General features: G+C 67.2%; 22 protein-coding genes. 17 read left to right on the plus strand and 5 right to left on the minus strand.

Translation table 11 applies throughout. From position 1 onward, the window contains the following. Window positions 1-101 precede the first annotated feature (101 nt). The 10 genes from AC1RNQ_RS05990 (at window position 102) to AC1RNQ_RS06035 (ending at window position 11,785) form a co-directional block, all read left to right on the plus strand. On the plus strand, window positions 102-2,186 hold the full coding sequence (locus AC1RNQ_RS05990) for a right-handed parallel beta-helix repeat-containing protein (protein WP_493169705.1): 2,085 nt from the start codon (window positions 102-104) through the stop codon (window positions 2,184-2,186). Further along, on the plus strand, window positions 2,183-3,820 hold the full coding sequence (locus tag AC1RNQ_RS05995) for a rhamnogalacturonidase (RefSeq protein WP_493169706.1): 1,638 nt from the start codon (window positions 2,183-2,185) through the stop codon (window positions 3,818-3,820). Before AC1RNQ_RS05990 ends, AC1RNQ_RS05995 begins: the two co-directional genes overlap by 4 nt. Before the next feature lie 3 nt (window positions 3,821-3,823). Beyond that, a complete protein-coding gene (locus AC1RNQ_RS06000; RefSeq protein ID WP_493169708.1) occupies window positions 3,824-4,783 on the plus strand; it encodes a 2-hydroxyacid dehydrogenase in 960 nt (319 codons plus the stop codon). Continuing rightward, on the plus strand, window positions 4,773-5,585 hold the full coding sequence (locus tag AC1RNQ_RS06005; protein ID WP_493169710.1) for a kinase: 813 nt from the start codon (window positions 4,773-4,775) through the stop codon (window positions 5,583-5,585). Before AC1RNQ_RS06000 ends, AC1RNQ_RS06005 begins: the two co-directional genes overlap by 11 nt. Then, window positions 5,582-6,706 carry a fumarylacetoacetate hydrolase family protein gene (locus AC1RNQ_RS06010; RefSeq protein ID WP_493169711.1) on the plus strand — a complete coding sequence of 375 codons (1,125 nt, stop codon included), beginning with the start codon at window positions 5,582-5,584 and terminating at the stop codon, window positions 6,704-6,706. The genes AC1RNQ_RS06005 and AC1RNQ_RS06010 overlap by 4 nt, the downstream gene beginning before the upstream one ends. 64 nt (window positions 6,707-6,770) lie before the next feature. Then, window positions 6,771-7,952, plus strand: coding sequence for an aldose 1-epimerase family protein (locus tag AC1RNQ_RS06015; protein ID WP_493169712.1), 1,182 nt, complete (start codon window positions 6,771-6,773; stop codon window positions 7,950-7,952). Continuing rightward, a complete protein-coding gene (locus AC1RNQ_RS06020; RefSeq protein WP_493169714.1) occupies window positions 7,949-8,695 on the plus strand; it encodes an SDR family NAD(P)-dependent oxidoreductase in 747 nt (248 codons plus the stop codon). Before AC1RNQ_RS06015 ends, AC1RNQ_RS06020 begins: the two co-directional genes overlap by 4 nt. 17 nt (window positions 8,696-8,712) lie before the next feature. Continuing rightward, window positions 8,713-9,900: a CaiB/BaiF CoA transferase family protein gene (locus AC1RNQ_RS06025; protein ID WP_493169715.1), complete on the plus strand. Its 1,188-nt coding sequence runs from the start codon at window positions 8,713-8,715 to the stop codon at window positions 9,898-9,900. Continuing rightward, window positions 9,900-11,018, plus strand: a complete 1,119-nt coding sequence (locus AC1RNQ_RS06030; RefSeq protein ID WP_493169716.1) for an extracellular solute-binding protein — start codon at window positions 9,900-9,902, stop codon at window positions 11,016-11,018. The genes AC1RNQ_RS06025 and AC1RNQ_RS06030 overlap by 1 nt, the downstream gene beginning before the upstream one ends. After that, complete coding sequence (locus tag AC1RNQ_RS06035; RefSeq protein WP_493169717.1) at window positions 11,015-11,785, plus strand: enoyl-CoA hydratase/isomerase family protein; 771 nt, start codon at window positions 11,015-11,017, stop codon at window positions 11,783-11,785. Before AC1RNQ_RS06030 ends, AC1RNQ_RS06035 begins: the two co-directional genes overlap by 4 nt. Before the next feature lie 7 nt (window positions 11,786-11,792). On the opposite strand, the gene AC1RNQ_RS06040 is transcribed toward AC1RNQ_RS06035, so the two are convergent. Together AC1RNQ_RS06040 and AC1RNQ_RS06045 are read right to left on the minus strand one after the other, a co-directional pair. Continuing rightward, window positions 11,793-13,094, minus strand: coding sequence for an MFS transporter (locus tag AC1RNQ_RS06040; protein ID WP_493169718.1), 1,302 nt, complete (start codon window positions 13,092-13,094; stop codon window positions 11,793-11,795). Window positions 13,095-13,140: 46 nt separating this feature from the next. Continuing rightward, a complete protein-coding gene (locus AC1RNQ_RS06045; RefSeq protein ID WP_493169719.1) occupies window positions 13,141-14,289 on the minus strand; it encodes a mandelate racemase/muconate lactonizing enzyme family protein in 1,149 nt (382 codons plus the stop codon). Between the two features lie 111 nt (window positions 14,290-14,400). Between AC1RNQ_RS06045 and AC1RNQ_RS06050 the strand changes: the two genes are divergently transcribed. From AC1RNQ_RS06050 to AC1RNQ_RS06065, 4 genes are all read left to right on the plus strand, one after another. Further along, on the plus strand, window positions 14,401-15,066 hold the full coding sequence (locus tag AC1RNQ_RS06050) for a GntR family transcriptional regulator (protein WP_493169720.1): 666 nt from the start codon (window positions 14,401-14,403) through the stop codon (window positions 15,064-15,066). Between the two features lie 67 nt (window positions 15,067-15,133). After that, window positions 15,134-16,153, plus strand: a complete 1,020-nt coding sequence (locus AC1RNQ_RS06055) for an aldo/keto reductase (protein WP_493169721.1) — start codon at window positions 15,134-15,136, stop codon at window positions 16,151-16,153. A 19-nt stretch (window positions 16,154-16,172) separates the two neighbouring features. Further along, on the plus strand, window positions 16,173-16,904 hold the full coding sequence (locus tag AC1RNQ_RS06060; RefSeq protein ID WP_493169722.1) for an SDR family oxidoreductase: 732 nt from the start codon (window positions 16,173-16,175) through the stop codon (window positions 16,902-16,904). Beyond that, the gene (locus AC1RNQ_RS06065; RefSeq protein WP_493169723.1) at window positions 16,901-17,293 is read left to right on the plus strand and encodes an L-rhamnose mutarotase; all 393 of its coding nucleotides are present in this window, start codon (window positions 16,901-16,903) and stop codon (window positions 17,291-17,293) included. The genes AC1RNQ_RS06060 and AC1RNQ_RS06065 overlap by 4 nt, the downstream gene beginning before the upstream one ends. 42 nt (window positions 17,294-17,335) lie before the next feature. Here the strand turns inward: AC1RNQ_RS06065 and AC1RNQ_RS06070 are convergent, their stop codons facing one another. Next, window positions 17,336-18,613 carry an SPOR domain-containing protein gene (locus AC1RNQ_RS06070; RefSeq protein ID WP_493169724.1) on the minus strand — a complete coding sequence of 426 codons (1,278 nt, stop codon included), beginning with the start codon at window positions 18,611-18,613 and terminating at the stop codon, window positions 17,336-17,338. A 270-nt stretch (window positions 18,614-18,883) separates the two neighbouring features. Here AC1RNQ_RS06070 and AC1RNQ_RS06075 point away from each other — a divergent pair, with 270 nt between their 5' ends. From AC1RNQ_RS06075 to AC1RNQ_RS06085, 3 genes are read left to right on the plus strand one after another with little or no spacing between them, the layout of a single operon-like run. Then, window positions 18,884-19,609, plus strand: a complete 726-nt coding sequence (locus tag AC1RNQ_RS06075) for an AAA family ATPase (protein WP_493169725.1) — start codon at window positions 18,884-18,886, stop codon at window positions 19,607-19,609. Window positions 19,610-19,623: 14 nt separating this feature from the next. Next, entirely contained in the window at window positions 19,624-20,286 is a 663-nt protein-coding gene (locus AC1RNQ_RS06080) for a hypothetical protein (protein WP_493169726.1), read from the plus strand. A gap of 20 nt (window positions 20,287-20,306) precedes the next feature. Further along, entirely contained in the window at window positions 20,307-21,671 is a 1,365-nt protein-coding gene (locus AC1RNQ_RS06085; protein ID WP_493169727.1) for an SPOR domain-containing protein, read from the plus strand. Between the two features lie 258 nt (window positions 21,672-21,929). On the opposite strand, the gene AC1RNQ_RS06090 is transcribed toward AC1RNQ_RS06085, so the two are convergent. After that, window positions 21,930-24,710 (minus strand): TonB-dependent receptor, encoded by a 2,781-nt coding sequence (locus AC1RNQ_RS06090; protein WP_493169728.1) that lies wholly within the window; start codon window positions 24,708-24,710, stop codon window positions 21,930-21,932. Next, window positions 24,703-24,906 (minus strand): hypothetical protein, encoded by a 204-nt coding sequence (locus tag AC1RNQ_RS06095; RefSeq protein WP_493169729.1) that lies wholly within the window; start codon window positions 24,904-24,906, stop codon window positions 24,703-24,705. The genes AC1RNQ_RS06090 and AC1RNQ_RS06095 overlap by 8 nt, the downstream gene beginning before the upstream one ends. Window positions 24,907-24,945 lie beyond the last annotated feature (39 nt).

Raw genomic sequence — 24,945 nt, forward strand, 5'->3', positions numbered from 1 at the left:
GCACGTCGCTCTCCCTTCTCATTGACATATGAGAATCATATATTGATATTTCAGTTTGGCCAAGCCATAACCAATGCCATAGCGAAAAACGGAGAGGCAGGATGCGCAGCAACAGCGGGCAAAGATGGCTATTCGCGTCGGGCCTCGCGCTGCTCGCTGGCCCCGCGCTCGCGCAGACCGAAGGGCTGAAGCGCCCGCTGGTCACCATCGCGGTCTCGCCGCAGGGCGACGATATGGCCGCCGGGACGCCCGAAAAGCCCTTCCGTACCCTCGCCCGCGCGCAGGCCGAGGTGCGCAAGGCCAATGCGGTCAGCGACGTCACGGTGCAGATCGCCGAGGGCATCTACCGCCTCGACAAGCCGATCACGCTGACCGCCGCCGATGGCGGGCAGAAGGGCTGGGTCGTGACCTGGGCCGCTGCGCCGGGGGCGAAGCCAGTGCTCTCCGGCGGCATCGCAGTCACCGGCTGGAAGCTCCACGACGCAGCGAAGCGCATTTATGTCGCCGACGTCCCGCGCGGAACCGATAGCCGCCATTTGTTCGTCGACGGCAAGATGGCCGAGGTCGCGGGGATCGAACTCGACCGCAAGCTGGTCACTTTCACCAACCTGGGCCTGGTGGTGAACGATCCCGCCGCGGGCGACCTCTCGCGCCTCGACGCCGGGCGGCTCGAACTGATGGCGCTCGGCCATTTCACCACGCGCTTCTCGCCGGTCGAGTGGATCGACGGCAAGACGCTGGTGATGAAACAGCCCGCCTGGGCGAATAATATCTGGGGCTATGACACCCTCGCCCACCCCTACAAACCCGAAGACGGCAAGCTGTACCTGCGCGGCGGGCTCGGCCTGCTGACCAAGCCCGGCCAGTGGGCGCTCGATCCCGCGAAGGGCAAGCTCTATTACCGCCCCGCCGACGGCGCCGACATCGCCAAGCTCGAGGTCGAGCTGCCGCGCCTGCAGACGCTGTTCCACATCGCCGGGACCTATGATGCGCCGGTGCATAATGTCACGGTCAGCGGGCTGCGCTTTTCGCACAGCAGCTGGCTCGGTCCGAACGGCGCCGAAGGCTATGCCAGCCAGCAGAGCGGTTCCTATCTCACGGGGCGCGCCGCCGCTTACCCCGCCGAGCCGCTGGTCACTTGCAAATGGGGCTGCCCCGAGTTCGAGAGCGTGCGCAACGAGTGGTCGCAGATGCCCGCCGCGGTGCAGGTGTCGGTGGCCGAAGGCATAAGGTTCGACAAGAATGTCTTCGCGCACCTCGGCCAATATGCGCTCGGCATCGGCAACGACGCGAGCGCGAACATCTCGGGGGTCGGGCTCGGCACCGTCGATACGGTCGTGTCGGCCAATGTCTTCACCGACCTTGCCGGTGGGGCCATCGTCGCGGGCGGGGTGCGACGCGACGCGCACCACCCCTCCGACCCGCGGATGACCAACCGCCAGCTGACGATCGTGAACAACCTGATCCGGTCGGTGTCGAAGGATTATAGCGACAACAGCGCGATCCTATCGACTTACGTGGACGGCGCGCAGATCGTGCACAACGACATCAGCGACACGCCTTACGATGCGATCGACATCGGTTATGGCTGGGGCATGCACGACGCGGGGGGCAACGCCAATTACCGCACGCGCATGCGCGGCTACGACTGGCCGCAGAACAAGGTCTACGAAACCCCGACGACGCACCGCAACGTCGTCGTCGCCTATAACCGCATCTACGACACCAAGAAGCATTTCGAGGATGGCGGCGCGATCTACAATCTCTCGGCGAGCGAAGGCACAGTGATTGCCGAGAACCATGTCTTCGATCTCAATAACCGCATCGGGCTCTATCTCGACGAGGGGTCGAAGTTCATCACGCTGCGGGGCAATGTCGTCGAGGATGCGGGGACCTGGCTCAACATCAATGCCGTGACCCCCGCGGTGCGGATGTGGCTGCGCATCTCGACCGACAATGTCGCCACCGGCAACTGGCACAATGGCGGCAAGGTCGGCGGGCAGTGGACCGCGTACCTCAACAACCGGATCGAGGACGACCGGCCGGTGACCGGCAAGGCCTGGCCCGTCGAGGCGACCGAGGTGATGGGCAATGCCGGGATCCAGGAGCAGGCCGGCGACGTCAGCTATGGCGACGCGCGTGCGCGCGCCAACCCCTACCGCAAGAAGGAAGCGAACAAGAAATGACCGGCGTTTCGGATTATATGCTGGGCCGTGCCGACGTCAGCCGGCGCGCCGCGCTGCTGGGCATCACCGTCGCCGCGGCGATGAGCCCCGCGATCGTGCGCGCCAACGGCTCGCTGTCGGGCTTTCACGACGTGCGGAAATATGGGGCGAAGGGCGACGGCCGTACGGTCGACAGTCCAGCGATCAACAAGGCGATCATGGCGGCCTCGCGCGCCGGCGGCGGCACGGTGATCGTCCCGCCGGGGCGCTACCTCTCCTTCTCGATCCGGCTGCAGAGCCACATCACGCTCGTCCTCGCACAGGGCGCGGTGATCGAGGCCGCCGATCCGACGAAGCACAAGGGGCAATACGACCTGCCCGAGGGCGTCTATGAGGAGCAGTTCGGCGATTATGGCGTCGCGCATTACCACAACAGCCTGATCTATGGCGACGGGATCAGCGACGTCGCGGTGCTCGGCCCCGGCATGATCCACGGGCTCGGCCTCCGCCGCGAAGGTCCCTCGCCCAAATGGCATGGGATCGCGGGCTGGGTGTCGCCCAGGGAGCGCGGGCTCGACCCGCACGCCGCGCGGCTCAGCGACCCTGCCGAGCTCGCCGAGGAGGGCAAGGGCAACAAGGCGCTCGCGTTCAAGAATTGCCGCAACATCCTGCTACGCGACATCACCATCCTGCAGGGCGGCCATTTCTGCATGTATGCGATCGGATGCAGCGGCATGACGATCGACAATCTGCGCATCGACACCGACCGCGACGGCATCGACGTCGACTGCTGCCGCGATGTCAAGATCAGCAACTGCACCGTCAACGCGCACAAGGACGACGCGATCGTGCTCAAGAGCAGCTATGTGCTCGAACGCAAGATCCTGTGCGAGGATGTCACGGTCATTGGCTGCAAGACCAGCGGCTATGCGCTCGGCACGATGCTCGACGGGACGTACAAGATGTCGGACTATCGCGCGCCCGACGATGTCGGGGTGCTCGGGCGCATCAAGCTCGGCACCGACAGCGTCGGGGGTTTCCGCAACATCCTCGTCACCGGCTGCACCTGCGAGAACAGCCGCGGCTTGCAGATGGGCGCGATCGACGGCGGGATGCTCGAGGACGTCACCTTCAGCGACATCGTGATGCGCAACATCGTCAACCACCCGATCTTCGTCCGCCTGTCGGCGCGCAACCGCGCGCCCAGGGGCGCGGGGGTCGCAACGGTGCAACGCGTGCGCTTCGACAATATCAACGTGTCGGGCGCCAACGGCCGCTACGCCTGCGGCGTCGTCGGCATCCCCGACGGGGTGATCCGCGACGTCACTTTCAGCAACGTCCATGTCGCGAGCCAGGGCGGCGGCACGAAGGAGGACGCGGCGTGGAACCCGCCCGAGCGGCGCAATTCGAGCCTCGAGCCGAGTTTCATGAAGGCCTTTCCAGCCCACGGCCTCTATGTGCGTAACGCCGGGCGGATCGCCGCGGTCGACTGTAGCTTCACCACCGACACCTCCGACGCGCGGCCGGCGATCCTGTTCGACAGCCAGTCGAGCGGCGTGGTGTCGGGGCTGCGCACGACCAAGGCGGCGAACGAGGCGGTCGCGGCGCGGAACGGCGGGCAGGTGAAGACGCTAAGCCCCGTCGAGCCGGCCTGATCCATGCCCCTGCCCCGCCTGCTCGTCACCCGGCGGCTGCCGCGGTCGGTCGAGGATCATTTCCGCGCGCATTATGAGGTCGACCTCAACGCCGACGACGTGCCGATGGATCGCACGGCGCTCACCGACGCGATGACGCGCTACGACGCGATCTGCCCGACGATCACCGACCGCTTTGACGCCGAGTTATTGACCACGCCGGGCGCGCGCGTGAAGATCCTCGCCAATTTCGGTGCAGGGTATGAGCATATCGATCTCGACGCCGCCAAGCACGCCGGGATCGCGGTGACCAACACCCCCGACGTGCTCACCGATGCGACCGCCGACCTCGCGATCCTGTTGATGCTGATGGCGACGCGCCGCGCGGGCGAAGGCGAGCGCGAGCTGCGCAGCGGGAAATGGACCGGCTGGCGCCCGACGCATATGATCGGTCAGGGGCTGACGGGAAAGACGCTCGGCCTCGTCGGCTTTGGGCGGATCGCGCGGGCGGCGGCGCGGCGCGCGCGCGACGGCTTCGGAATGACGATTGCTTATCACAGCCGCCGCAAGGCCGACGATGCCGAGGGTGCGGTGTTTCACTCGACGCTGGCGTCGCTGATGGCGGCCGCGGACGTCATATCGCTCCACGTCCCGGGCGGTGCCGAGACGCGGCATATGATCGACGCCGCCGCGCTCGCATCGGCAAAACCCGGGCAGGTCATCGTCAACACCGCGCGCGGCAGCGCCATCGACGAGCAGGCACTCGCCGCAGCGCTCGCCGAGGCCCGCATCGCGGCAGCGGGGCTCGACGTCTACGAACGCGAGCCCGCCGTCCACCCCGGGCTGCTCGCGCTCGAAAATGTCGTGCTCCTCCCCCACCTCGGCAGCGCGACGATCGAGACGCGCACTGCGATGGGCCTGCGCGCCGCCGCCAATCTGGACGCCTTTTTCGCCAGTCGCGAGCTTCCCGACCGTGTCGTTTGACTCTGCCCTTGAGATCGTCGAAGCCGACCTCGTCGCCGCGCTTGCGGGCGCGTCAAAGCGCCCGCTCGTCGCCGGCCTGTGCGGCGCGCAGGGCAGCGGCAAGTCGACGCTCGCGGCGGCGCTGAAACCGCGCCTCGAGGCGCGCGGATATCGCACCGCGATCCTGGCGCTCGACGACCTCTATCTGACCGCCGCCGACCGGGCGACGCTTGGCCAGACCGTCCACCCGCTGCTGCGCACGCGCGGCGTGCCGGGCACGCACGACATCGCGCTCGCGCATCGCATGCTCGACGCGCTCGTTCGGCCGGGAACCGTCCAGCTGCCGCGCTTCGACAAGGCCGCCGACGACCGCGCGGCGGATACGCAGCCCGTCGAGGGCCCGGTCGACCTGATCCTGTTCGAAGGCTGGTGCGTCGGCGCGCGGCCCGATGCGCTGGCCGCGCCGGTGAATAGCCTCGAACAAGGCGAAGACCCTGACGGCCGCTGGCGGCGCTTCGTCAATATGTCGCTTGCCGGCACCTATCGCACGCTCTTCGACCGGATCGACCGGCTGATCCTGCTTGCCGCGCCGTCGTTCGATGTCGTCCACCGCTGGCGCGCGCAGCAGGAGGACGCGCTTCGCAAGCGCAGCCCGGCGGGAACGGCGCTGATGGACGAGGCCGCGATCGCGCGCTTCATCCAGCATTATGAGCGGCTGACGCGGCACATCCTGGCCGAGATGCCCGGCCGCGCCGACCTCATAATTCGCCTCAACGACGACCGCGGCGTGATCGCGGCGGAACGACCGGAGCCTCCTCAATGACCCTCGCCTTCTCCACCGCCATGCTCCCCGCCGACTGGCGCGCCGCGCTCCTGCTCGGCCGCGTCGAGACCGACGACGGCCCCACCCCGGTGCTCGTTGCGAACGGTATCGTCCACGACATGAGCCGCGTCGCCCCGACCGTATCGGCGCTGATCGCGGGGCGCGCGTTCGACGCGTCGGCGGGCGAACCGCTCGGCGACCTGGAAGCGCTGATCCCGACGCTTCGCCTGCTCACCCCGATCGACCTGCAATGCATCAAGGCCGCGGGCGTCACCTTCGCAGTCTCGGCGGTCGAGCGCGTGATCGAGGAGCGCGCGCGCGGCGACGCCTCTGCGGCAGGCGCGCTGCGCGCCGCGCTCGAAGCGCGCGTCGGCACCAGCATCCGCACGGTCGTCCCCGGCAGCACCGAAGCCGCAACGCTTAAGGAGGCGCTGGTCGGCGGAGGCCTCTGGTCGCAATATCTGGAGGTCGCGATCGGCCCCGATGCCGAAATTTTCACCAAGGCGCCCGTGCTCGCGAGCGTCGGCTGGGGTGCCGACATCGGCATCCGTTCGGATTCGACCTGGAACAACCCCGAGCCCGAGATCGTGATGATCGCCGGTCCGGACGGGAAAGCGGTCGGCGCAACACTGGGCAATGACGTGAACCTGCGCGATTTCGAGGGGCGCTCGGCGCTGCTGCTCGGCAAGGCGAAGGACAATAATGCCTCCTGCGCGCTCGGCCCCTTCATCCGGCTGTTCGACGCCGGCTTCACGCTCGATCATGTGCGCGGTGCGGTGGTCGACCTCGCCATCGACGGGCCCGAGGGCTATGTGCTGACCGGCACCAGCTCGATGGACCAGATCAGCCGCGATCCCGAGGAATTGCTGCGCCAGGCGATGAGCGAGCATCAATATCCCGACGGCTTCACCCTCTTTCTCGGCACTTTGTTCGCGCCGACGCAGGATCGCGACGAGCCGGGGCGCGGCTTTACGCACAAGGAAGGCGATGTGGTGACGATCGCCACCCCGACGCTCGGCCGCCTCGTCAACCGCGTCACGACGTCGAAGGCGGCACCGCCCTGGACCTTCGGCATCGGCGACCTGATGACCAATCTCGCGCGGCGCGGCCTGCTCAACTGATATATCTGTTGATTGAATTGATCTCTCTGTATATGGTTTTGCCATAGCAGAGAGAGGATGATCGATGGCCCGTCTCTATGGCCGCAGCATGAGCCGCCGCGATGTCTCCGCGCATGCGGGCGCGCTGTCGCAATTCGCGGGGGTGCGCCTGATGACGCTCGGCGACGGCGTCGAGCGCGGCATCCGGATGCTCGAATTCCGCACCGGCACCGGGCTGCGCTTCACGGTGCTCGTCGACCGCGCGCTCGACATCGCCGACTGCGAACATCAGGGCCGCGCGATCGGCTGGAACTCGCCCGCGGGTTTCCGCCATCCAGGGCTGCACGACTATGAAGGCGAAGGCGGGCTCGCCTGGCTGCGCAGTTTCTCGGGGCTGATCGTCACCTGCGGGCTCGACCATACGCTCTTCATGCACGACGACGATGCGAGCCATTATGTCTATGGCCCGCGCGAGACCGTCTCCTCGTCGCTCCACGGCCGGGTCGGCACGATCCCTGCGCGGCTTACCGGCTATGGCGAGCAATGGAACGGCGACGAATGCACGCTCTGGTGCGAGGGCGTGGTCCAGCAATCGACCGTCTTCGGCGAGGATCTGCACCTGATCCGCCGCATCGAAGCCAAGGTTGGGGGCGACGAGATCCGCCTCACCGACCGCGTGGTCAACCACGGCTTCTACCGTACCCCGCATATGTATTGCTACCATATCAACGTCGGCCACCCGGTGCTCGCCGAGGGATCGCGCTATCTCGCACCGATCTCGGACGTCGTCTGGGCGGCGCATGCGGGCGACGATTATCGAAGGCAGGGCGTCGGTTACCGCATCCTCCCCGCGCCGCAGCTCAATTTCCACGAGCAGGTCTGGCAGCACGAACTCGCCGCCGATGCCGGGGGCGAAGTGCCCGTCGCGCTGGTCAACGATGCGATCGGACTCGGTTTCGAGGTGGTCACGCGCAGGGAGCAATTCCCCTGCCAGTATCAGTGGCAGAATTTGCAGGCGGGCCAATATGCGATGGGCATCGAGCCCTCGACCAACCATGTCCTCGGCAAGCCCTTCGCGCGCGAGCGCGGCGAGCTCATCTGGCTCGAGCATGGCGACGAGCGGCGCTACGACACGGTGTTGCGGATCCTCGACGGCGCCGACGCGATCGCCGCGAGCGAGGCGCGCATCCGCGCGATTTCGGACCAGCCGGGCGAGGATTATCCCGAACCGTCGGGCGACTATCCTGCGATCGAGGGCCGCGCATGAGCGTCGCGGGCAAGACGATCCTCTACACCGGTGCCGCGGGCGGGCTCGGCCTGCCCGCCACGATCACCTTGCTGGACAAGGGCGCGACCGTCGTCGCCGTCGATCACGACCCTGCGAAGATCGAAGCGCTGACCGAGGCGGCGGGCGGCAACGAACGGCTGCACCTGCTCGCGACCGACATGTCCGACCTCACCCGCTTCCGCGACGACCTGGCCCGCATCGGCGAAAGCGTCGGCGGCTATGATGTCGTGATCAACAACGCCGCCATCTACCCCGCCAAACCCTTCGACGACTTCACGATCGAGGAGCATCAGGCGGTGCAGCGCGTCAATGTCGACGCCGGCATCGTCGCGGTGCAGGTCGCTTTGCCGACGATGCGCGCGCGCCAGTGGGGCCGCATCGTCAATATCGCGAGCGTCACCTTCTATGGCGGCTGGGCGCTGCTTTCCCCCTATGTCGCCTCGAAGGGCGCACTCGTCGGCCTGACCCGCGCCTGGGCGCGCGAGTTCGGGCCCGACGGCATCACCGTCAACGCGGTCGCGCCGGGCGCCTTCCCGACCGACGCCGAGAGGATCCACCCCGACCCCGAAGGCTATACGAAGCACGTCCTCGACCATCAGGCGATCAAGCGCCGCGGCACGCCGCTGGACATCGCCGAGGCGCTCGCCTTCCTCGCCTCCGACGCCGCGGGCTTCATCACCGGCCAGACGCTCAACGTCGACGGCGGCTGGGTCATGCACTGAGAAGAAAGAAGTTTATCATGGGAATCCTCAGCGGCTATCGCGTGCTCGACTGCTCGATCGCGATGGCGGGGCCGTTCGCGGCGCAGCGGCTCGGCGACCTCGGCGCCGACGTGATCAAGGTCGAGCCGGTCACCGGCGAGTGGCAGCGCCACGCCTCGGCGGGCGGCGCGCGCGGCAACCGGATCAACGTCTCCTTCCTCTCGCTCAATCGCAACAAGCGCTCGCTCGCGGTCGATCTGAAGGCGGCGGAGGGCAAGGCGATCCTGCTGGAAATGGTCAAGAGCGCCGACGTCTTCATCCAGAATTACCGCCCCGGGGTCGCGAAGCGGTTGGGGGTCGATTACGAGACGCTGTCGGCGATCAACCCGCGGCTGATCTATGTCTCGATGTCGGGCTATGGCGAGAGCGGACCCTATGTCGACCGGCCGGGGCAGGATCTGCTGCTCCAGGCAATGTCGGGCGCGATGCTCTCGACCGGGCGCGCGGGCGATCCGCCGCAGCCCGCGGGGCAGTTCCTCGCCGACGCGGTCACCGCCTACACCGCGTTCGAGGGCGCGCTCGCCGCTTTGCTCCACCGCGAGCGCACCGGCGAGGGCCAGCTCGTCCAGGTCAATATGCTCGACGCGGTGACCGCGGTGCAGATGCAGGAAATCTCGGTCCATTCGATCGGCGGCAAGCCGCAGACGCGCTCCGAGGAACCGCACGCGCACAGCTATATCCGCGCGCCCTACGGGGTGTTCGAGACCGCCGACAGCCATATCGTCGTCGCCTTCGCCAGCCTCGACAGCTTCGGCAGGCTGATCGGCGAGCCCAGCTTCGCGGGCATGGACGACGAGAGCGACAGCTGGACGCACCGCGACGCGATCTTCGCGAAGACGCGCGAGGCGCTGAAGGCGAAGACCACCGCCGAATGGCTCGACATCCTGCTCCCTGCCGGCGTGTGGGCGGGGCCGGTGCACGGCTATGCCGAGCTGCTCGAAGACCCGCAGGTGAAGCATAACGGGACCTTCATCGAGTACGACCATCCGAGCGAAGGGCGGATCAAGGCGCCGGGCTTCCCGATCCGCTTCTCGAAATCGCCCGCTGCGCTCGAACGCGCCGCGCCGCAGGTCGGCGAGCATAGCCGCGAGATTCTGGCCGAGGCGGGGATCGCGGGCGGCGACATCGACCGGTTGCTGGCGGGCGGCGTGGTGAAGCAGGACTGATGCGCTATCGCGGCCTGACCTGGGACCATCCGCGCGGGTACAAGGCGCTGGCGGCGGCGGCCGCGACGCTGACCGATATCGCGATCGACTGGGACAGGCAGCCGCTCGAAGGTTTCGAGGCGCATCCGATCGCCGACCTCTGCGCCCGCTACGACCTCGTCGTGCTCGACCATCCGCATGTCGGCGAGGCGGTGGCGGCGGACTGCCTCCAGCCGCTCGAAGATCATTTTAGTGCCGGAGAGATCGCCGCGCTCGCGGCCGAAAGCATCGGCCCGAGCCTCGCAAGCTATCGCTACGAAGGCCGCCACTGGGCGCTGCCGCTCGACGCCGCGACGCAGGTGATGGTCCGCCGCGCCGATCTGGTGGCCGAGGCCCCGGCGAGCTGGGACGATATGCTGGTCCTGTCGCGCCGCGCGCCCGTCGCGCTGTCGCTCGCGGGGCCGCACAGCATCTTGAGCTTCCAGTCGATCGCCGCGTCGCTCGGCGCGCGCTGCGGCGCGGACGACCCCGAAGTCTTCGTTTCGGGGACTGCGGGGGCGCAGGCGCTCGACATCATGGCCGCGCTCGCCGCGCGCAGCCCCGCGGTGGTTCGCGCGCTCAACCCGATCGGCATCCTCGGCTATATGGCGGCCGCGGACGATGTCGCGCTCTGCCCTTTGATCTATGGCTATGTGAATTATGCCGCGCCGACGGGCGCAGCGAAGCCCCTTGTCTTTTCGGACGCTCCGCGCGCGCGGCTCGGCGGGCGGCCGGGGTCGACGCTTGGCGGCACGGGCATCGGGATATCGAAGCGCTGCGTCGTGACGCCCGAGCTGCTGGCGCATCTCCGCTGGCTGATGAGCGACGTCGCGCAGCGCGGTTTCATCCCCTCGCACGACGGCCAGCCGAGCCGCCGCGCCGCCTGGCACGACGAGCTGGTCAACGCGCGCTGGGGGAATTTCTACCGTGACACCGCCGCGACGCTCGAAGCCGCGCATGTCCGCCCGCGCCACGATCGCGCGATCGCTTTCCAGACCGAGGGCGCCGCGCTGATCCGCGCCGCGCTGCTCGACCGTCGCCCGCATACCGCGACGCTCGCCGCCTTGCAGGACGCCTATCACCGGAGCCGCCAGCCATGACCGACCATATCCTCTTCGCCGTCGAGGGCGCGGTCGCGACGATCACGCTCAACCGCCCCGACAAGCTCAACGCCGCGACCCCCGAAATGGCGAAGGCGATCGTCGCGGCAGTGAAGAAGTGCAACGATAGCGATACGATCCGCTGCGTCATCGTCACCGGCGCAGGCCCCAAGGCCTTTTGCGCGGGGTCCGATATTTCGGAGTTGGACAGCTACGCGACCCCTTGGGACTTCCGCAACCGCTCGGACTATTGCGACGCGATCCACCACCTGCTCAAGCCCACCATAGCCGCGGTGAACGGCTATGCGCTCGGCGGCGGGCTGGAAACCGCGCTATCGTGCGACATCCGCCTTGCCTCCAGCAATGCCAAATTCGCCGCGCCGGAGATCAAGCTCGGCTGGATCGGCGGCGGCGGCATGGCGGCGATGCTCGCGCATTCGATCGGCCTATCGAACGCCGCGCTGATGATCATGTCGGGCGATATGGTCGACGCCGCGCGCGCCTTGCAGATGGGGCTGGTCAGCGAGGTCCACGAACCCGAGACGCTGATGGACCGCGCGCGCGAACTCGCCGCGACCATCGCATCGCGCGCGCCGATCGCCGCCGAGACCGCGAAGATCAACCTACGCGCCGCGGTATCGATGCCGCTCGACAAGGCGATGGACTATGAACGCGACCTGCAGGCGATCTGCTTCGCGACCGAGGATGCGAAGGAAGGCCGCGCCGCCTTCACCGAGAAACGCGCGCCGGTGTTCCGCCGGTGCTAGACTCTAACTACCGCACGCTCTTGATCGGCAACACGAAGAACGACCCCGCATAGACGAAGACGATCGCCGCAATGAACAGCGCGGTATAATCGCCCCCCGACAGGTTGAGCAGCCACGCCGCGAACACCGGGCTCAAAATCTGCGGGATGTTCACCGCGGTGGTGAGTATCCCCAGATCCTTGCCCGTCGCCTCGCCGTCGGCCTTGGGCAGCACCTGCGTCATCAGCGCCATGTCGACCGACATGAAGGCGCCATAACCGATGCCAATCAGCGCGGCGTAGATCAGCATGGCCTGCAGCGTCGGCATGAAGAGCGGCACGGTCAGCGCGATCCCCATGATGATGCTCGACGCAAAGACCAGCGGCTTGCGGCGCCCGATGCGATCCGAGAGCAAGCCCGATGCGAAAGCCGCGAACACCAGCGCGACGAAGGTGATCATCGACAGCGTCCCGATCGTCCTGTTCGCGTCGCCCAGCGACAGGCCGATATAATCCTGCAGGATATAGAGCATGAAGGTGATCACGCCCTGATAGCCCATGTAGATGGTGAAGCGCCCGAGGAAGGCCCAAGCGAAATCGGGATGCTCGCGCGGGCTGATCCAGAAGCTCTTGAGGAAGGCGAGTGGTCGAAACGTATCAGGTAGCGCCGCGGTCACCACGGGTTCGCGATTGATCGCGACGAAGATCAGACAGGCGACGATGATCGCCGCCCCGAACAGCCAATAGGCCTGCGCGATATTCCCGGCCAGGTTTCCGGCGACGATCATACCGACGGTCAGCCCCGAGGTCATGCCCGCGCCGACAAAGCTCGACGCCAAGCCGCGTTCGGCGGGGGCGAAGCGGTCTGCGACGACGGTGGTCAGCGCCGCCTGCATCGCATTAAGCGCAATCGCCGCCCCGACCCAGAAGAGTGTGATCGCCCACAGGTCCGTCGTCAGCGGCACCGCGGCAAGCGAGAGCCCGCCAATGATGGACCCGGCCATGATCCACGGCGTACGCCGGCCCCAGCGGCCACGCGTTCGGTCGGACAATGCGCCCGCGATTGGCGTCGCTAGGGTGCTGAAGATCGCCGTTATGAAGGTGACCACGCCAAGCACGCTCTCCTTGTTCGCCGGATCGATCGCCTGAATCTGGTTCGGGAGGAGCACCGCGAGCACCGCTGCGTAAAGCGCCAGCAGCACGAAGAGGACGAGGGTCATCGACCCGAGCAGCACCCACTTCTGGCGCCCGGTCACATATGCCGCCGCGCTGTGCACGGACGCCGCTTCTTCGGGGGCGCCGTCCGCAAAGGCGGCATTCAAATCGGACATCTGCCTCTCCCGTCCGGCGGCGCCTTCGCCGTCCGGCTGACTATGTTCAAGCCGCCTTGCGGACCGCAAAGCGCTGCTGCGCGGGCGCCGGCCCCAGCGCCTCGCGATCGAGCACCTCGGGCCGCCTTTGCTCGCGCCGCGCCGCCTCGCTCAGCACCAGCCCGTGGCCGGGCGCGTCGCTGCCGCGGATATAGCCGTTTTCGATCACATAGGGCGCTTCGACCAGATGCTCGAAATTCTGGAAGCTATACTCGAGCCATTCGACCTCGGGCAGCGCCAGCGCCATATTGACCCCGATTTCGAGGAAGCTGTTCCCCATCGTCACCGGGACGCCCATGTCGGCGGCGAGCCAGCCGACGCGCATCACGTCGGTGACATGGCCGTGGACGTTGAGCATGTCGGCGCCGCCCGCCTGGATCAGCGCGCGCTTGCCCGACACGTCGAGATATTCGCCCGAGTTGAGCAGGGTCTCGCCGAGCGATCCGCGCAGCATCCGGAGCCCCTCGAAATCCGAACGCAGGATCGGGTCCTCCATCCAGAAGATCGCGTGCCCGGCGCGGCGCATCGCGGCGATATTCTGCACCGTCTGTTTGGGCGACCAAGCCTCGTTGGCGTCGATCATCAGCGTCGCATCCTTGCCGACCGCCTGGCTTAGCAGGTCGAGCCGGTGGATGTCGCGGTCGAGCTCGGGATGGCCGACCTTGATCTTGAACGCGGTATAGCCCTGCGCCGCCGCATTCGCGAACAGCGCCTGGAACTCGTCGTCGGTCAGGTGAAAGTCGAGTCCGCTGGCATAGGCGCGTACCTTGTCGCGCCGCGCGCCGAGCAATTTCCACAGCGGCAAGTCGGCGGCCTTGGCGGCGAGGTCCCACAGCACCTGCTGCAGCGCTTCCTCGAACGGCAGGCCCAGCCGGCGCTGGTTGCCCCCGCGCGGACGCACGACGCGGTGCGCGAGCGCCGCGGCACTCTCGCCCTCGAGCGCGGGCCAGGCTTCCTCGCGGAAAACGCGGATCATTTCGGCCTCGGCGGGCAGCGGGTGGAACAGCGACTGGACGAAGCCCAGCCCGGTGCGTCCCGCCGTGTCGACCAGTTCGAGCGCCGCGACATGCGCGTCGTCGGCGCGCACCTGGCTGTCGCCGATCACACGGTCGCGGGCGAACTGAAAGCGGGTAATTCGAAAGTCGACTATCGTCATATCGGGTGCTACCATCTTCCAGATGACAAACTTGAAATATCAGTTGTGGGATTAGATATGACAGATAGGGGCAAACGGCAAGCGGCATTTGCGAAGGATGGCGGGGAGGATATGGGGGGCGATCGCCCCGCGACCGAGCGGCTGAGCGACGTCGCCTATAAGGCGATCTTGCAGGGGCTGTTCGACCAGAAGGTTCCCGCGGGCGCCTTCGTTTCGCAGAACGACCTCGTCCGCCTGCTCGGCATTCCGGTCCAGCCGCTGCGCGACGCGCTGCGCGTGCTCGAGGCCGAGGGGGTGCTGACGATCCACCCGCGCTCGGGCATCCAGTTCCTGAAACCCGACCTCGAGCTCGCGCGCAGCACCTATCATTTCCGCTCGATCATCGAGCGCGCGGCGGCGCGGCGCTATGCCGAGACCGGCGACGCCGACAAGGCGAAGCAGCTGATCACCGACCACAAGAAGCTGCAGGCGCAGATCGAGAAGAACGGCCTGTCCGACGGTGCGCTCGAAAAGCTCGAGGATCTCGAACAGCGGCTCCACGGCAATATGATCGCCAATATGCAGAACCCGCTGGTCGAGACCACCGCGCGGCGCCTCAAAAATTACGTCACGCTGATCCGGCTCGACCGGCTGGTCACCGCACCGCTCGCGCTGCGTACGCTCACCGAGCATATCGAGATATTGGAAGCCTGCGTCGCACGCGACCCCGACCGCGCCGAAGCGGCGATCGCGGCGCATTTCCAGGCGGCGCTGCAACGCATCCTCGGGATGTTCTGACCGGCGGCTGCGCCGATCTACTGAAATATGAATTGCTACATTTGAGATATCAATGTAGCGCAAAGCGATGAACAACGCCGCCCCGTGCCCCTTCAACCAAGAGCGCCTCGGCTTCGGCTGCGCGGCGCTGGGCAATCTGTTCCGCGCGATCAGCGACGGGGAAGCCGCGGCGACGGTGCAGGCGGCGGTAGATGCGGGCATCCGCTATTTCGACGTCGCGCCGCACTATGGCTTCGGCCTCGCCGAGAAGCGCCTCGGCGCAGCGCTCGCCGCGGCCGATCCGGGCCAGACCACCATCGTCTCGACCAAGGTCGGCCGCCGCCTCGACCCCGTCGCGCCCGGCACCGACCTGACCGCGCCGCGCCAGGCCTTCGTCACGCCCGAACCTTTTGAGAGCGTCTTCGACTACAGCTACGACGCCGTCATGCGCTCGTGGGAAGCCAGCCGGCAGCGCCTCCGCCGCGACCGCATCGACATCCTCTATGTCCACGACATCGGCCGCTACGCGCATGGCGACGCGCATCCGCGGCTGTTCCGCGAGCTGATGTACGGCGGTTACCGCGCGCTTCGCGAGCTGCGCGACGGCGGCGCGGTCGGGGCGATCGGGCTAGGGGTCAACGAATGGCAGGTGTGCGAGGAGGCGCTCGGCGCGGGCGATTTCGACATCTTCCTGCTCGCGGGTCGCTACACCCTGCTCGAACAGGGCGCGCTGGACAGCTTCCTGCCCCTCTGCGCCGCGCGCGGGGTGAAGCTGGTGATCGGCGGCCCGTACAACAGCGGCATCCTCGCGCATGGCGTGAAGGGTCCCGGCCCCTTCCATTACGAATATCAGCCCGCCTCGCCCGAGATCGTCGCGCGCGTTACGGCGATCGAGGCGATCTGCGACGCTTATGACGTCCCGCTCGCCGCCGCGGCGCTGCAATTCCCGCTCGCGCACCCGCAGGTCGCCTCGGTCATCCCGGGGATGAACAGCGCCGCGCGCGTCGCCGAGGCGGTCGCGCTCACCCGCCTCGCCATCCCGCCGGCCTTCTGGGCCGATCTGCGCGCCGCGGGCCTGATCCGCGCCGACGCCCCCACCCCCGCCTGACCGCTCGAAAGGAAGCCCCATGCCCCGCCTCGCCGGCAAGATCGCCATTGTCACCGCCGCCGGACAGGGGATCGGCCGCGCCAGCGCCGAGCTCTTCGCGCGCGAGGGCGCACGCACGATCGCGCTCGACATCAACCCCGACACGCTCGCGACGATCGAGGGCTGCGAGACGCGCGTGCTCGACCTGCTCGACGGCGAGGCGATCAAGACGCTCGCAGCCGAGGTTGGCGCGATCGACATCCTCTTCAACTGCGCGGGTTTCGTCCACGCCGGAACGCTGCTCACGACCGAGGAGGAAGATTACGACTTCTCCTTCGACCTCAACGTCAAGTCGGCGTACCGGATGACCCGCGCCTTCCTGCCCGGCATGATCGCGCGCGGCGGCGGGTCGATCGTCAACATGTCATCGGTCGCGAGCTCGATCATCGGCGTTCCCAACCGCTTCGTCTATGGCGCGTCGAAGGCCGCGGTGCTCGGGCTCACCAAGTCGGTCGCGCAGGATTATGTCGCACAAGGCATCCGCTGCAACGCGATCTGCCCCGGCACCGTCCAGTCGCCCTCGCTCGACGAGCGGCTCGCGGCGACGGGCGATGCCGCGAAGGCGCGCGCCGACTTCACCGCGCGCCAGCCGATGGGCCGCCTCGGCCGCGCCGAGGAAATCGCCCAGCTCGCGCTCTACCTCGCGAGCGACGAGTCCGCCTATACCACCGGCACCGCGCATATCATCGATGGCGGCTGGACGAACGCATGACCGGGCGCGTGACCCGCCGCATCTGCCTCGCGCTCGATCTGGTCGACGACGCCGAGCTGATCGCGGAATACGAGCGCTGGCACCGGCCGGGCGAGACGCCGGTCGAGATCGCGCGCTCGATCACCGAGGCGGGGATCGCGAACATGGAGATCTACCGCGCGGGCAACCGGCTTTTCATGATCATCGACGCCGACGAGAGCTATTCGGACGAGGCCAAGGCGGCGGCCGATGCGGCGAACCCGCATGTCCAGCAATGGATCGCGCTGATGAAGCGCTTCCAGCAGCCGATCCCCGCGGCGGGACCTGATGGAACGTGGATGGTGATGGAGCGAATTTACGCGCTGGACGAGCAGCTGGCGTTTCATGGGATGGGGCCGGAGCAGGCCTGAAGGCCCTCCCCACGCGCAGCGATGGGGAGGATCTTGAAGGCCCTATTTATTACTCATCACCACGCACGGCTGGCTCGCAGACCCTACCGTCGCGCAGAATTTGTCGGCTTCGCCCTTGGTCGCGAAGTCACCCGCCTGCAACCGCGTGAGCTTGCCGCTCTTGACCAGATAGGGCTGGTTCGACGCGAGCGCGGGGTGCTTCTTTTCGAGCGCCGTCCACAGGCCCCGCGCATTGCCCTCGTTCGAGAAGGCGCCGAGCTGCGCGCGCCATTTGTCGGCGGTCCCCGCGGTGCGGACGGGCGCGGCGGCGGCGGGCGGCGCGGGTTGTGGTTTCGGCGGCGCGGCCTTGGCGGGCACGGGTTTCGGCGGCGCGGCGCGCGGCAGGTCGCCGCTTTCGGGCGGCGCGGCATAGCTGGTGCCGGGCTCGCTGGACGTCGGGGTCGCGGCGGGAAGCTCGACCGGCTTGATCGGCTGCGACGGCGAGCGCAGGGGCTGCGAAACGATCGCCTTGGCGGCGTCGGTCATCGCGCCGGTCGCGGCGGCGGTGGCATTGGCGGCAACGGGGTTCTTCGGCGGCGCGCGTTCGGGCGTGATCACCGGCGGCGGCGTGTAGCTGGTACCCGGGACCGAGGCCGGCAGGCTCGCGGTCCGGACCGGCGACGGCGCGGGCGACGGCGCAGGCGGCGCGGCGGCGTTCACCGCGGCGAGGCGCTCGCGCTGTTCGGCCTTTTCCATCTCGGGGATCAGCGCGAGCCCGGCCTGCCGCTGGTCGAGCGGGATCAGATTGTCGAGCTGGACGAGCCGCGCCGAGGCGATGCCGAGCCCGGCGTCGCTGGCGCGCTTGGTCAGCGCATAGGCGCGCGGCCAGTCCTGCGCGGCGAGATCGCCGTTGAACATCGCGGTGCCGAGGACATATTGCGCGCGCGGTTCGCCGCGCGCCGCCGAGCGGAGAATGAAGGGCATCGCCTCCTCGCGGCGGTTGGCGGTGAACAGGACCAGGCCCAGATTGTCCTCGGCCTGCAGATGTCCCTGTTTCGCGGCGCGGCGGTACCAGCCCTCAGCCTGCGCCAGGTCGGTGGGAACGCCGCGGCCGAGCTTGTAGGCTTGGCCCAGGTTGAACTGCGCATCGGGATCGCCGGCGAGCGCGATCGGGCGCCAGATCGCGACCGCGCGCTGGTAATTGCCGCCTTCCCAGGCATCGACGCCGTCCTTGACGCTGGCCGCGGGCGCGGCGGCGGGCGCCGCCAGCGCGGGCGCGGCGAGCAGCGGCGCCGTCAGCAGCGGCACGGTCAAAGCCAGGATGGTGCGGTTGAAACGCATGAAATATCTCCACTGACGTGCGCCGCGCGCGGATACTCCGACCGTGTGCGACAGCAGTCCCCGGCCCCGCTCTAAATCCAATTGGCTAACAGCGCGTTAGCGACGTCGCCGCCAAGCCGATATTGATCCGGAACGGGACAGACTTTGCTTAAGTCGGTATTTACCATGCAATCCCACGATCCGTTTACCTTCTTTTTCGCATCGTTAACCCAATCTTAGGGGCCCGCATGGCATTTCAAACCCGATTGTAGTCACATCAGGGGGACAGCTGTGCGCGTTTTGGCATTGGCTTCACAAAAGGGCGGATCGGGGAAGACCACCCTGTCGGGGCATCTCGCCGTGCAGGCCCAACTCGCCGGCGCCGGCCCGGTCGTACTCATCGACATCGACCCGCAGGGCTCGCTCGCCGACTGGTGGAACGAGCGCGAAACCGACCTTCCGGCCTTTGCGCAGACCACTGTCGCCCGCCTCGCTTCGGACCTCGAAATCCTGCGTCAGCAGGGTTTCAAGCTCGCGGTCATCGACACCCCGCCGGCGATCACCATGGCGATCCAGAGCGTGATTTCGGTCGCCGAGCTGATCGTCGTGCCGACGCGCCCCAGCCCGCACGATCTGCGCGCCGTCGGCGCCACCGTCGACCTCTGCGAACGCGCCGGCAAGCCGCTCGTGTTCGTCGTCAACGGCGCGACGCCCAAAGCGAAAATCACCTCCGAAGCCGCGGTCGCGCTGTCGCAGCACGGCACCGTCGCCCCGATCACGCTCCACCACCGCACCGATTATGCTGCGTCGATGATCGACGGCCGCACGGTGATGGAGGTCGATCCCAATGGCCGCTCGGCCGAAGAGATCCGCCAGCTCTGGTCCTATATGAACGACCGGCTCGAGAAGAATTTCCGCCGCACCGTCTTTTCCTCGCCGATGCCGGCGCAGGCGGGCGGCTATGGCACAGTGCGCCCGATGGGCGGTGGTTTCGGCCGCCGCATCGCCGGCCAGTAAGGGGGATGGAAGCCATGGGCGAACCCAAACCTCTCGCTTCACTGAGCGCAGGCCTGCTCGCACGCAAAGGCGCCGCACGCCCCGCGATGCGCCGCCAGCCGCTCGGCAGCGGCCCCGCGCCGACCCACACGGTCGGTTACGACGATCTCGGCTGGAACGACATGGGCTATGACGTCGATCCGGTGCAGTCGAGCGAACCGACGCATATGGTCGACCTGAAACCGCTGCTGGCGGGGTCGGTGCCCGAACATAATGTCGAGGCCGAGCAGGCGGTCGAAGACAGCTTCGGCCACGAGCTGACCGACGCACTCGCCGCCGATTTCGAACCCGAAACGGTCGAAATTCCCGAGATCGTGCGCCAGCAGGAATCGCTGAGCGACCGCGTCGCCGCGGTCGCGCGCAAGGTCGAACAACGCCCCGCCGAGAAGCCCTCGGGTAACTTGGGGGCGCCGCGCGCCCCGCGTGCGCTCCGGGCCCGCGAGAAAGCGGCCTTCACGCTGCGCCTCGATGCCGAGCGCCACCTGCGCCTGCGGCTGGCGAGCGCGGTGACCGGCCGCTCGTCACAGCTGATCCTGACCGAATTGCTCGACGAATATCTGGCTTCGCTGCCCGAGATCGACGCGATGGCCAGCCGCCTGCCCGCGGCGCGCCCGCCGCGCCAGACGATGCAATCCTGAAGCCGAATGGGGGACCTACCATGAACCGCAATCTGCTGATGAAACTGGCCGTGTCGGGCTTCGTGCTCGGCCTCACCACCACCGGCTGCAGCATGAACAAGATGGCGAATGCGCCGTCGAACGCGCTCGGCAAGCCCGGGACCGCGGCCAAGTCGGCCGACAAGGCGCGCGTCGCGCTCGAAGCCGGCAAGACCAGCAAGGGCGTCGCGCTCGCCGAGGCCGCGGTTTCCGCCAGCCCACGCGACGGATCCTATCGCGCGCTGCTCGGCCAGGCCTATCTGGGCGACGGCCGCTTCGCTTCGGCGACCGCGGCGTTGAGCGAGGCGATGGAGCTGGGGGTCAAGGACAGCAACACCGTGCTCGCACTGACCCTCGCGCATATCGCGCAAGGCAAAACGAGCAATGCGCTCGCGCTGCTCAACGAATATCGCGACACGCTGCCCGCCTCCGACACGGGGCTGGCCCTCGCGCTCGCCGGCGACCATGAATCGGCGATCTATGTGCTCACCGAAGCCGCGCGCGCCCAAGGCGCCAGCGCCCGCACGCGCCAGAATCTCGCGCTCGCCTTTGCCCTATCGGGGCGCTGGGCGCAGGCGCGCATCCTGGCGTCGCAGGACCTGTCGCTCGCCAAGGTCGAAGGCCGCATGGCCGAATGGTCGAAGCTCGCCGAGGAACCGAATGCGCCGCTCCGGATCGCTAGCCTGATCGGGGCCAAGCCCCAGGCCGACGGCGGCATGCCGGTGCGCCTGGCGCTGGCCAATTTTTCGGGCACGCAGATGGCCGCCGCCGATGCGCCGATGAAACTCGCCGCCGCCGATCCGGCGCCGGTCGACAGCTTCGCGCCGCCGCCGCCGGTGGTGACCGAAGCCGCGATCCGGACGGTCGAACTGCCGATGCCGCAGCGCGACGCGAACGGCGTCGTCCCGGTCACCGAACTGCCCTCGCCCGCCGCCGCGCCGGTAATCCTGGCCGAGGCCAAGCCCTATCGCGCCGAGCCGGGCAAGCGTCCGTTCGCGGAAGCGGCGCGCGAACTCGCCGCCAAATTCGTGCCGCAGATCGCGGCGTTCGACGCCAAAAAGCCTTCGGGCTGGGCGGTCCAGCTCGGCGCCTATGACACGCTGGGTATCGCCAAGGAAAAATGGGGCTCGCTCAAGAAGAAGAACGGCCAGCTCGCCACGCTGCCGGCGTCGAGCCACGCCGCGAACGTCAAGGGCCGCACCTTCTATCGCCTGACCGTCAACGGCATCCGGAGCCAGGCCGATGCGACGCGGTTGTGCGGCGAACTCCGCGCCGACGGCCAGCAATGTTTCGTCCGCCAGATGGGCGGCAGCGAAAGCATCCAGTGGGCCGCCACCACCAAGCCGGTGCGGCTGGCGTCGCGCTGAGCGCGATACACCGCAGCTTTTGCGGGAGAGACAGGGGCGCGGCCGGAAGGCTGCGCCCCTTTTTCCATGCATGAACCGTCGCTCCCGCGAAGGCGGGGGCCGTTGGCCGCCTTGCTCAGCCAGCGCTGCGTAAACCGACAGCGGCCCCCGCCTTCGCGGGGGCGACGATCGACAAAAAAAGGCCCCCCGCTTGGCAACGGGAGGCCCATGAAGTCAAAGGGGTGGGAGGGAGGAAAACAACCCACCCCCTGGGACAGATCAGAATTTCGCGCGCACCCCGAACGACAGGCGGCGGCCGGTCATGCGATATTCCTTCGTGCGGTCGGGGGTCATCGAATAGATGAACTCCTTGCCGTTCAAGAGGTTGAGCCCGTCGGCGAAGACCGTGAAATTGTCGGTCAGGTCATAGGACAGGCTGGCGTCGAGCTGGCCGTAGCCGTTGAAATATTCCTGTTCACTGTTGCGGCCGATCGCGACCTGCAGGAAATCGTCGCGATAGGTGTAAGCGACGCGCGCCTGGAAGCCGTATTTCTCATAATAGCCGACCAGGCTGTACGAATATTTCGACAGACCCTCGAGGGTGTAGGTCGCGCCCGGCGTGATGCTGGGGTAGCTCGCGTTCGAGTCGGTATAGTTGAAGCTGGTCTGGACGCCGAAACCGTCGAACGGCGCGGGCAGCCAGTTGGCGAAGGACTGGCGGTAGCCGACCTCGAAGCCCTTGACCGTCGCGCCCTTGCCGTTGCCGGGCACGGTTACCTGGAAGGTGACCTGATCGACCTTCTGCGGCGTGGTGACCAGCGTCACGAAGCTGTCGATCTTCTTGTAGAAGACCGCCGCGTTGAGCAGCGAATCCGGCGCGAAATACCATTCGGCGCCGATTTCGGCCTGCCAGGCGCGGAACGGCTGGAGGTCGGGGTTGCCGCGGCGGATCGTCTCGTTGCCGGGGTTCGTCTGGATCGACTGGCGCGGCGACAGGTCGGTCAGCGTCGGCCGCGTCATCACCTTCGATCCGGCGAAGCGCAGGATGAAATCGTCGGTGACGCTGAGCCGGACGTTCAGCGACGGCAGCCAGTCCTGATATTTGCCGCGGAAGTTGACCGGGACGTTCGGCGATACGACGATGTCGTTCTGCCCCGTCGGATTGCCATTCTGGTCGACGCGCGGCCGCGCGCTGATCACCGTGCGCGATGCGCCCGCCGAGGTATAATCGGTGTCTTCGAAGCGCACACCTCCGTTGACCGCCAATTCCATGCCGCCGATCTCGGTTTCGAGCGAGCCCATCAGATAGGCGATGCGCACCTTCTCGTCGATCACCGACGAGGCGGTCGCCGACGGCGTTGCGGGGTTGAAGGTCCGCCCATCCGCGGTCGCGAACTGGTCGACCTGGAGCACCAGCGCGCGCGGGTCATAGATCACCCAGTCGCGCAGGATGTCGCCGTTGTAGCCGGAGAAGAAACCGCGGTTGGTCGGCGCGAACAGCGCCTGCGGCAGCACGCGGTCCGACCCGCAATAGGCGCATTGCTCGCCGAACGGCATTTCGAGCCCGCGGATCTCCTTGAGGCGGTTCGACGCCATCGCGCCGGCGGCCAGCGTGAAGGGGCCGCCGCCGGGATTCCATTCGACATCGCCGCGATATTCCTGGATTTCGTCGTCGGCATTGTTGCCGCCGCCCCAGATATAATAATGCGCGGTAATCCCCTGCGGGTTGGTCGCGGCATTCTGGTAATTGGGGCTGGTGAAGCCATAGTCGTAGATCGGGCTGCCGCTGCGGCGGTCGAACCAATGGTTGATATTCTTGCGGCGTATCGTCGTGAACAGATTATTCTCGGCGCCGCGCTTGCGCGCGCGCGACAGCGACATGTCGAGCCGGACCTTGAGGTCGTCGGTCGCCTGCCAGTCGACATTGGCGCCGATCTGGTCGGTGGTGACGTCACGGTCGTCGTACTGGATGATCTGGTCGACGAAGCCGCCGACATAGCGCTGGTACACCGCCTCGCCGCCGGTCTGGACACCGCCCACGACGCTGCCGCCCTCGACCACCTGCTCGACCAGGGTGCCGCCCGAAAAATCATAGGCGAGGCCGGTCTGCTGCTCGACGAAGCGCGACTTGGTGTAGAGGCCATCGATCGTCACGGTGAAGCGGTCCGTCGGACGCAGCTGGATCGCCCCGCTGACGCCCCAGCGATCGAGCTCGCGCTCGAAGAAGAAGGGCGACAGGTTCGATGGCATCGACACGCCGGAGAAGGGCTGAACGTTGGGCCCGACGCGCGCGCCGACGACATTATTGACCGTATAATAGCTGTCGGTACGCGAGCGGCGGACGTGGCCCGCACCGATGGTGAACTCGTCGATGCGGTTCTTCTGGTTGGTCCACACCCCCGACAGCGCGATGCCGAAGGTGCCGGCGTCGTTGCGCCAGCTGCCGACCGCCGCGATCTCGGGATTGAGCTTCTCCGACAATTCGCTCCACGTGCCCGTCGCCGAGCCCGCGACGTGCAGCCCCGCCTTCTGGCTGAGCGGGCGCATCGTGCGGATGTCGATCGTCGCGCCGATCGACGCGCCGTTGATGTTCGCCTGCGGCGATTTGTAGACGTCGGCGCCCGAGATCATTTCGGACGGCAGCACGTCGAACGAGAATTCGCGGCCATTATTGTCGGTGGCGAGCGTGCGGCCGTTGACGGTGACCGCGTTGAACTTGGGGCCGAAACCGCGCACGGTGACGAAGCGGCCTTCGCCGCGGTTGCGCTCGATCGTCACGCCGGCGATGCGCTGCAGCGATTCGGCGACATTCTGGTCGGGCAGCTTGCCCATATCCTCGGCGACGATCGAGTCGACCACCGCGACACTCTCGCGCTTCAAATCGATCGAGGCGCGCTGGCTGGCGCGGATGCCGGTGACGACGATCGCATCGCCGTCGCTTTCGTCGGGGGCCGCGGCGGGAGCGGGCGACTCGCTCTGCGCATAGGCGGGAACCGACAAGCCGGCGCTCAAGGCCGAAATGGCGATACCGCCCACGAGAATGCGCCGCAAATCAAGCATCGAACTGCCCTCCTCTACCCTGGTCCTCGGCAGGCGTAGAAATCGCACTGCCTTTATCTGAAATATCAGATAGCGTAATTGACATCGCAATGGCAACAGGATTTTGACGATCCGGCGACAAAATCGCGATTTCTGGCACAGGCGCATCGGCGCGAATGCCCGAAAAACCGCCGATTTGTCGAGAAAATTTGCACAACTAATAATATTATTATATTAATATCAAAAAGTTGGGAGG

The sequence above is a fragment of the Sphingopyxis sp. GW821-FHT12F08 genome (assembly GCF_058806755.1).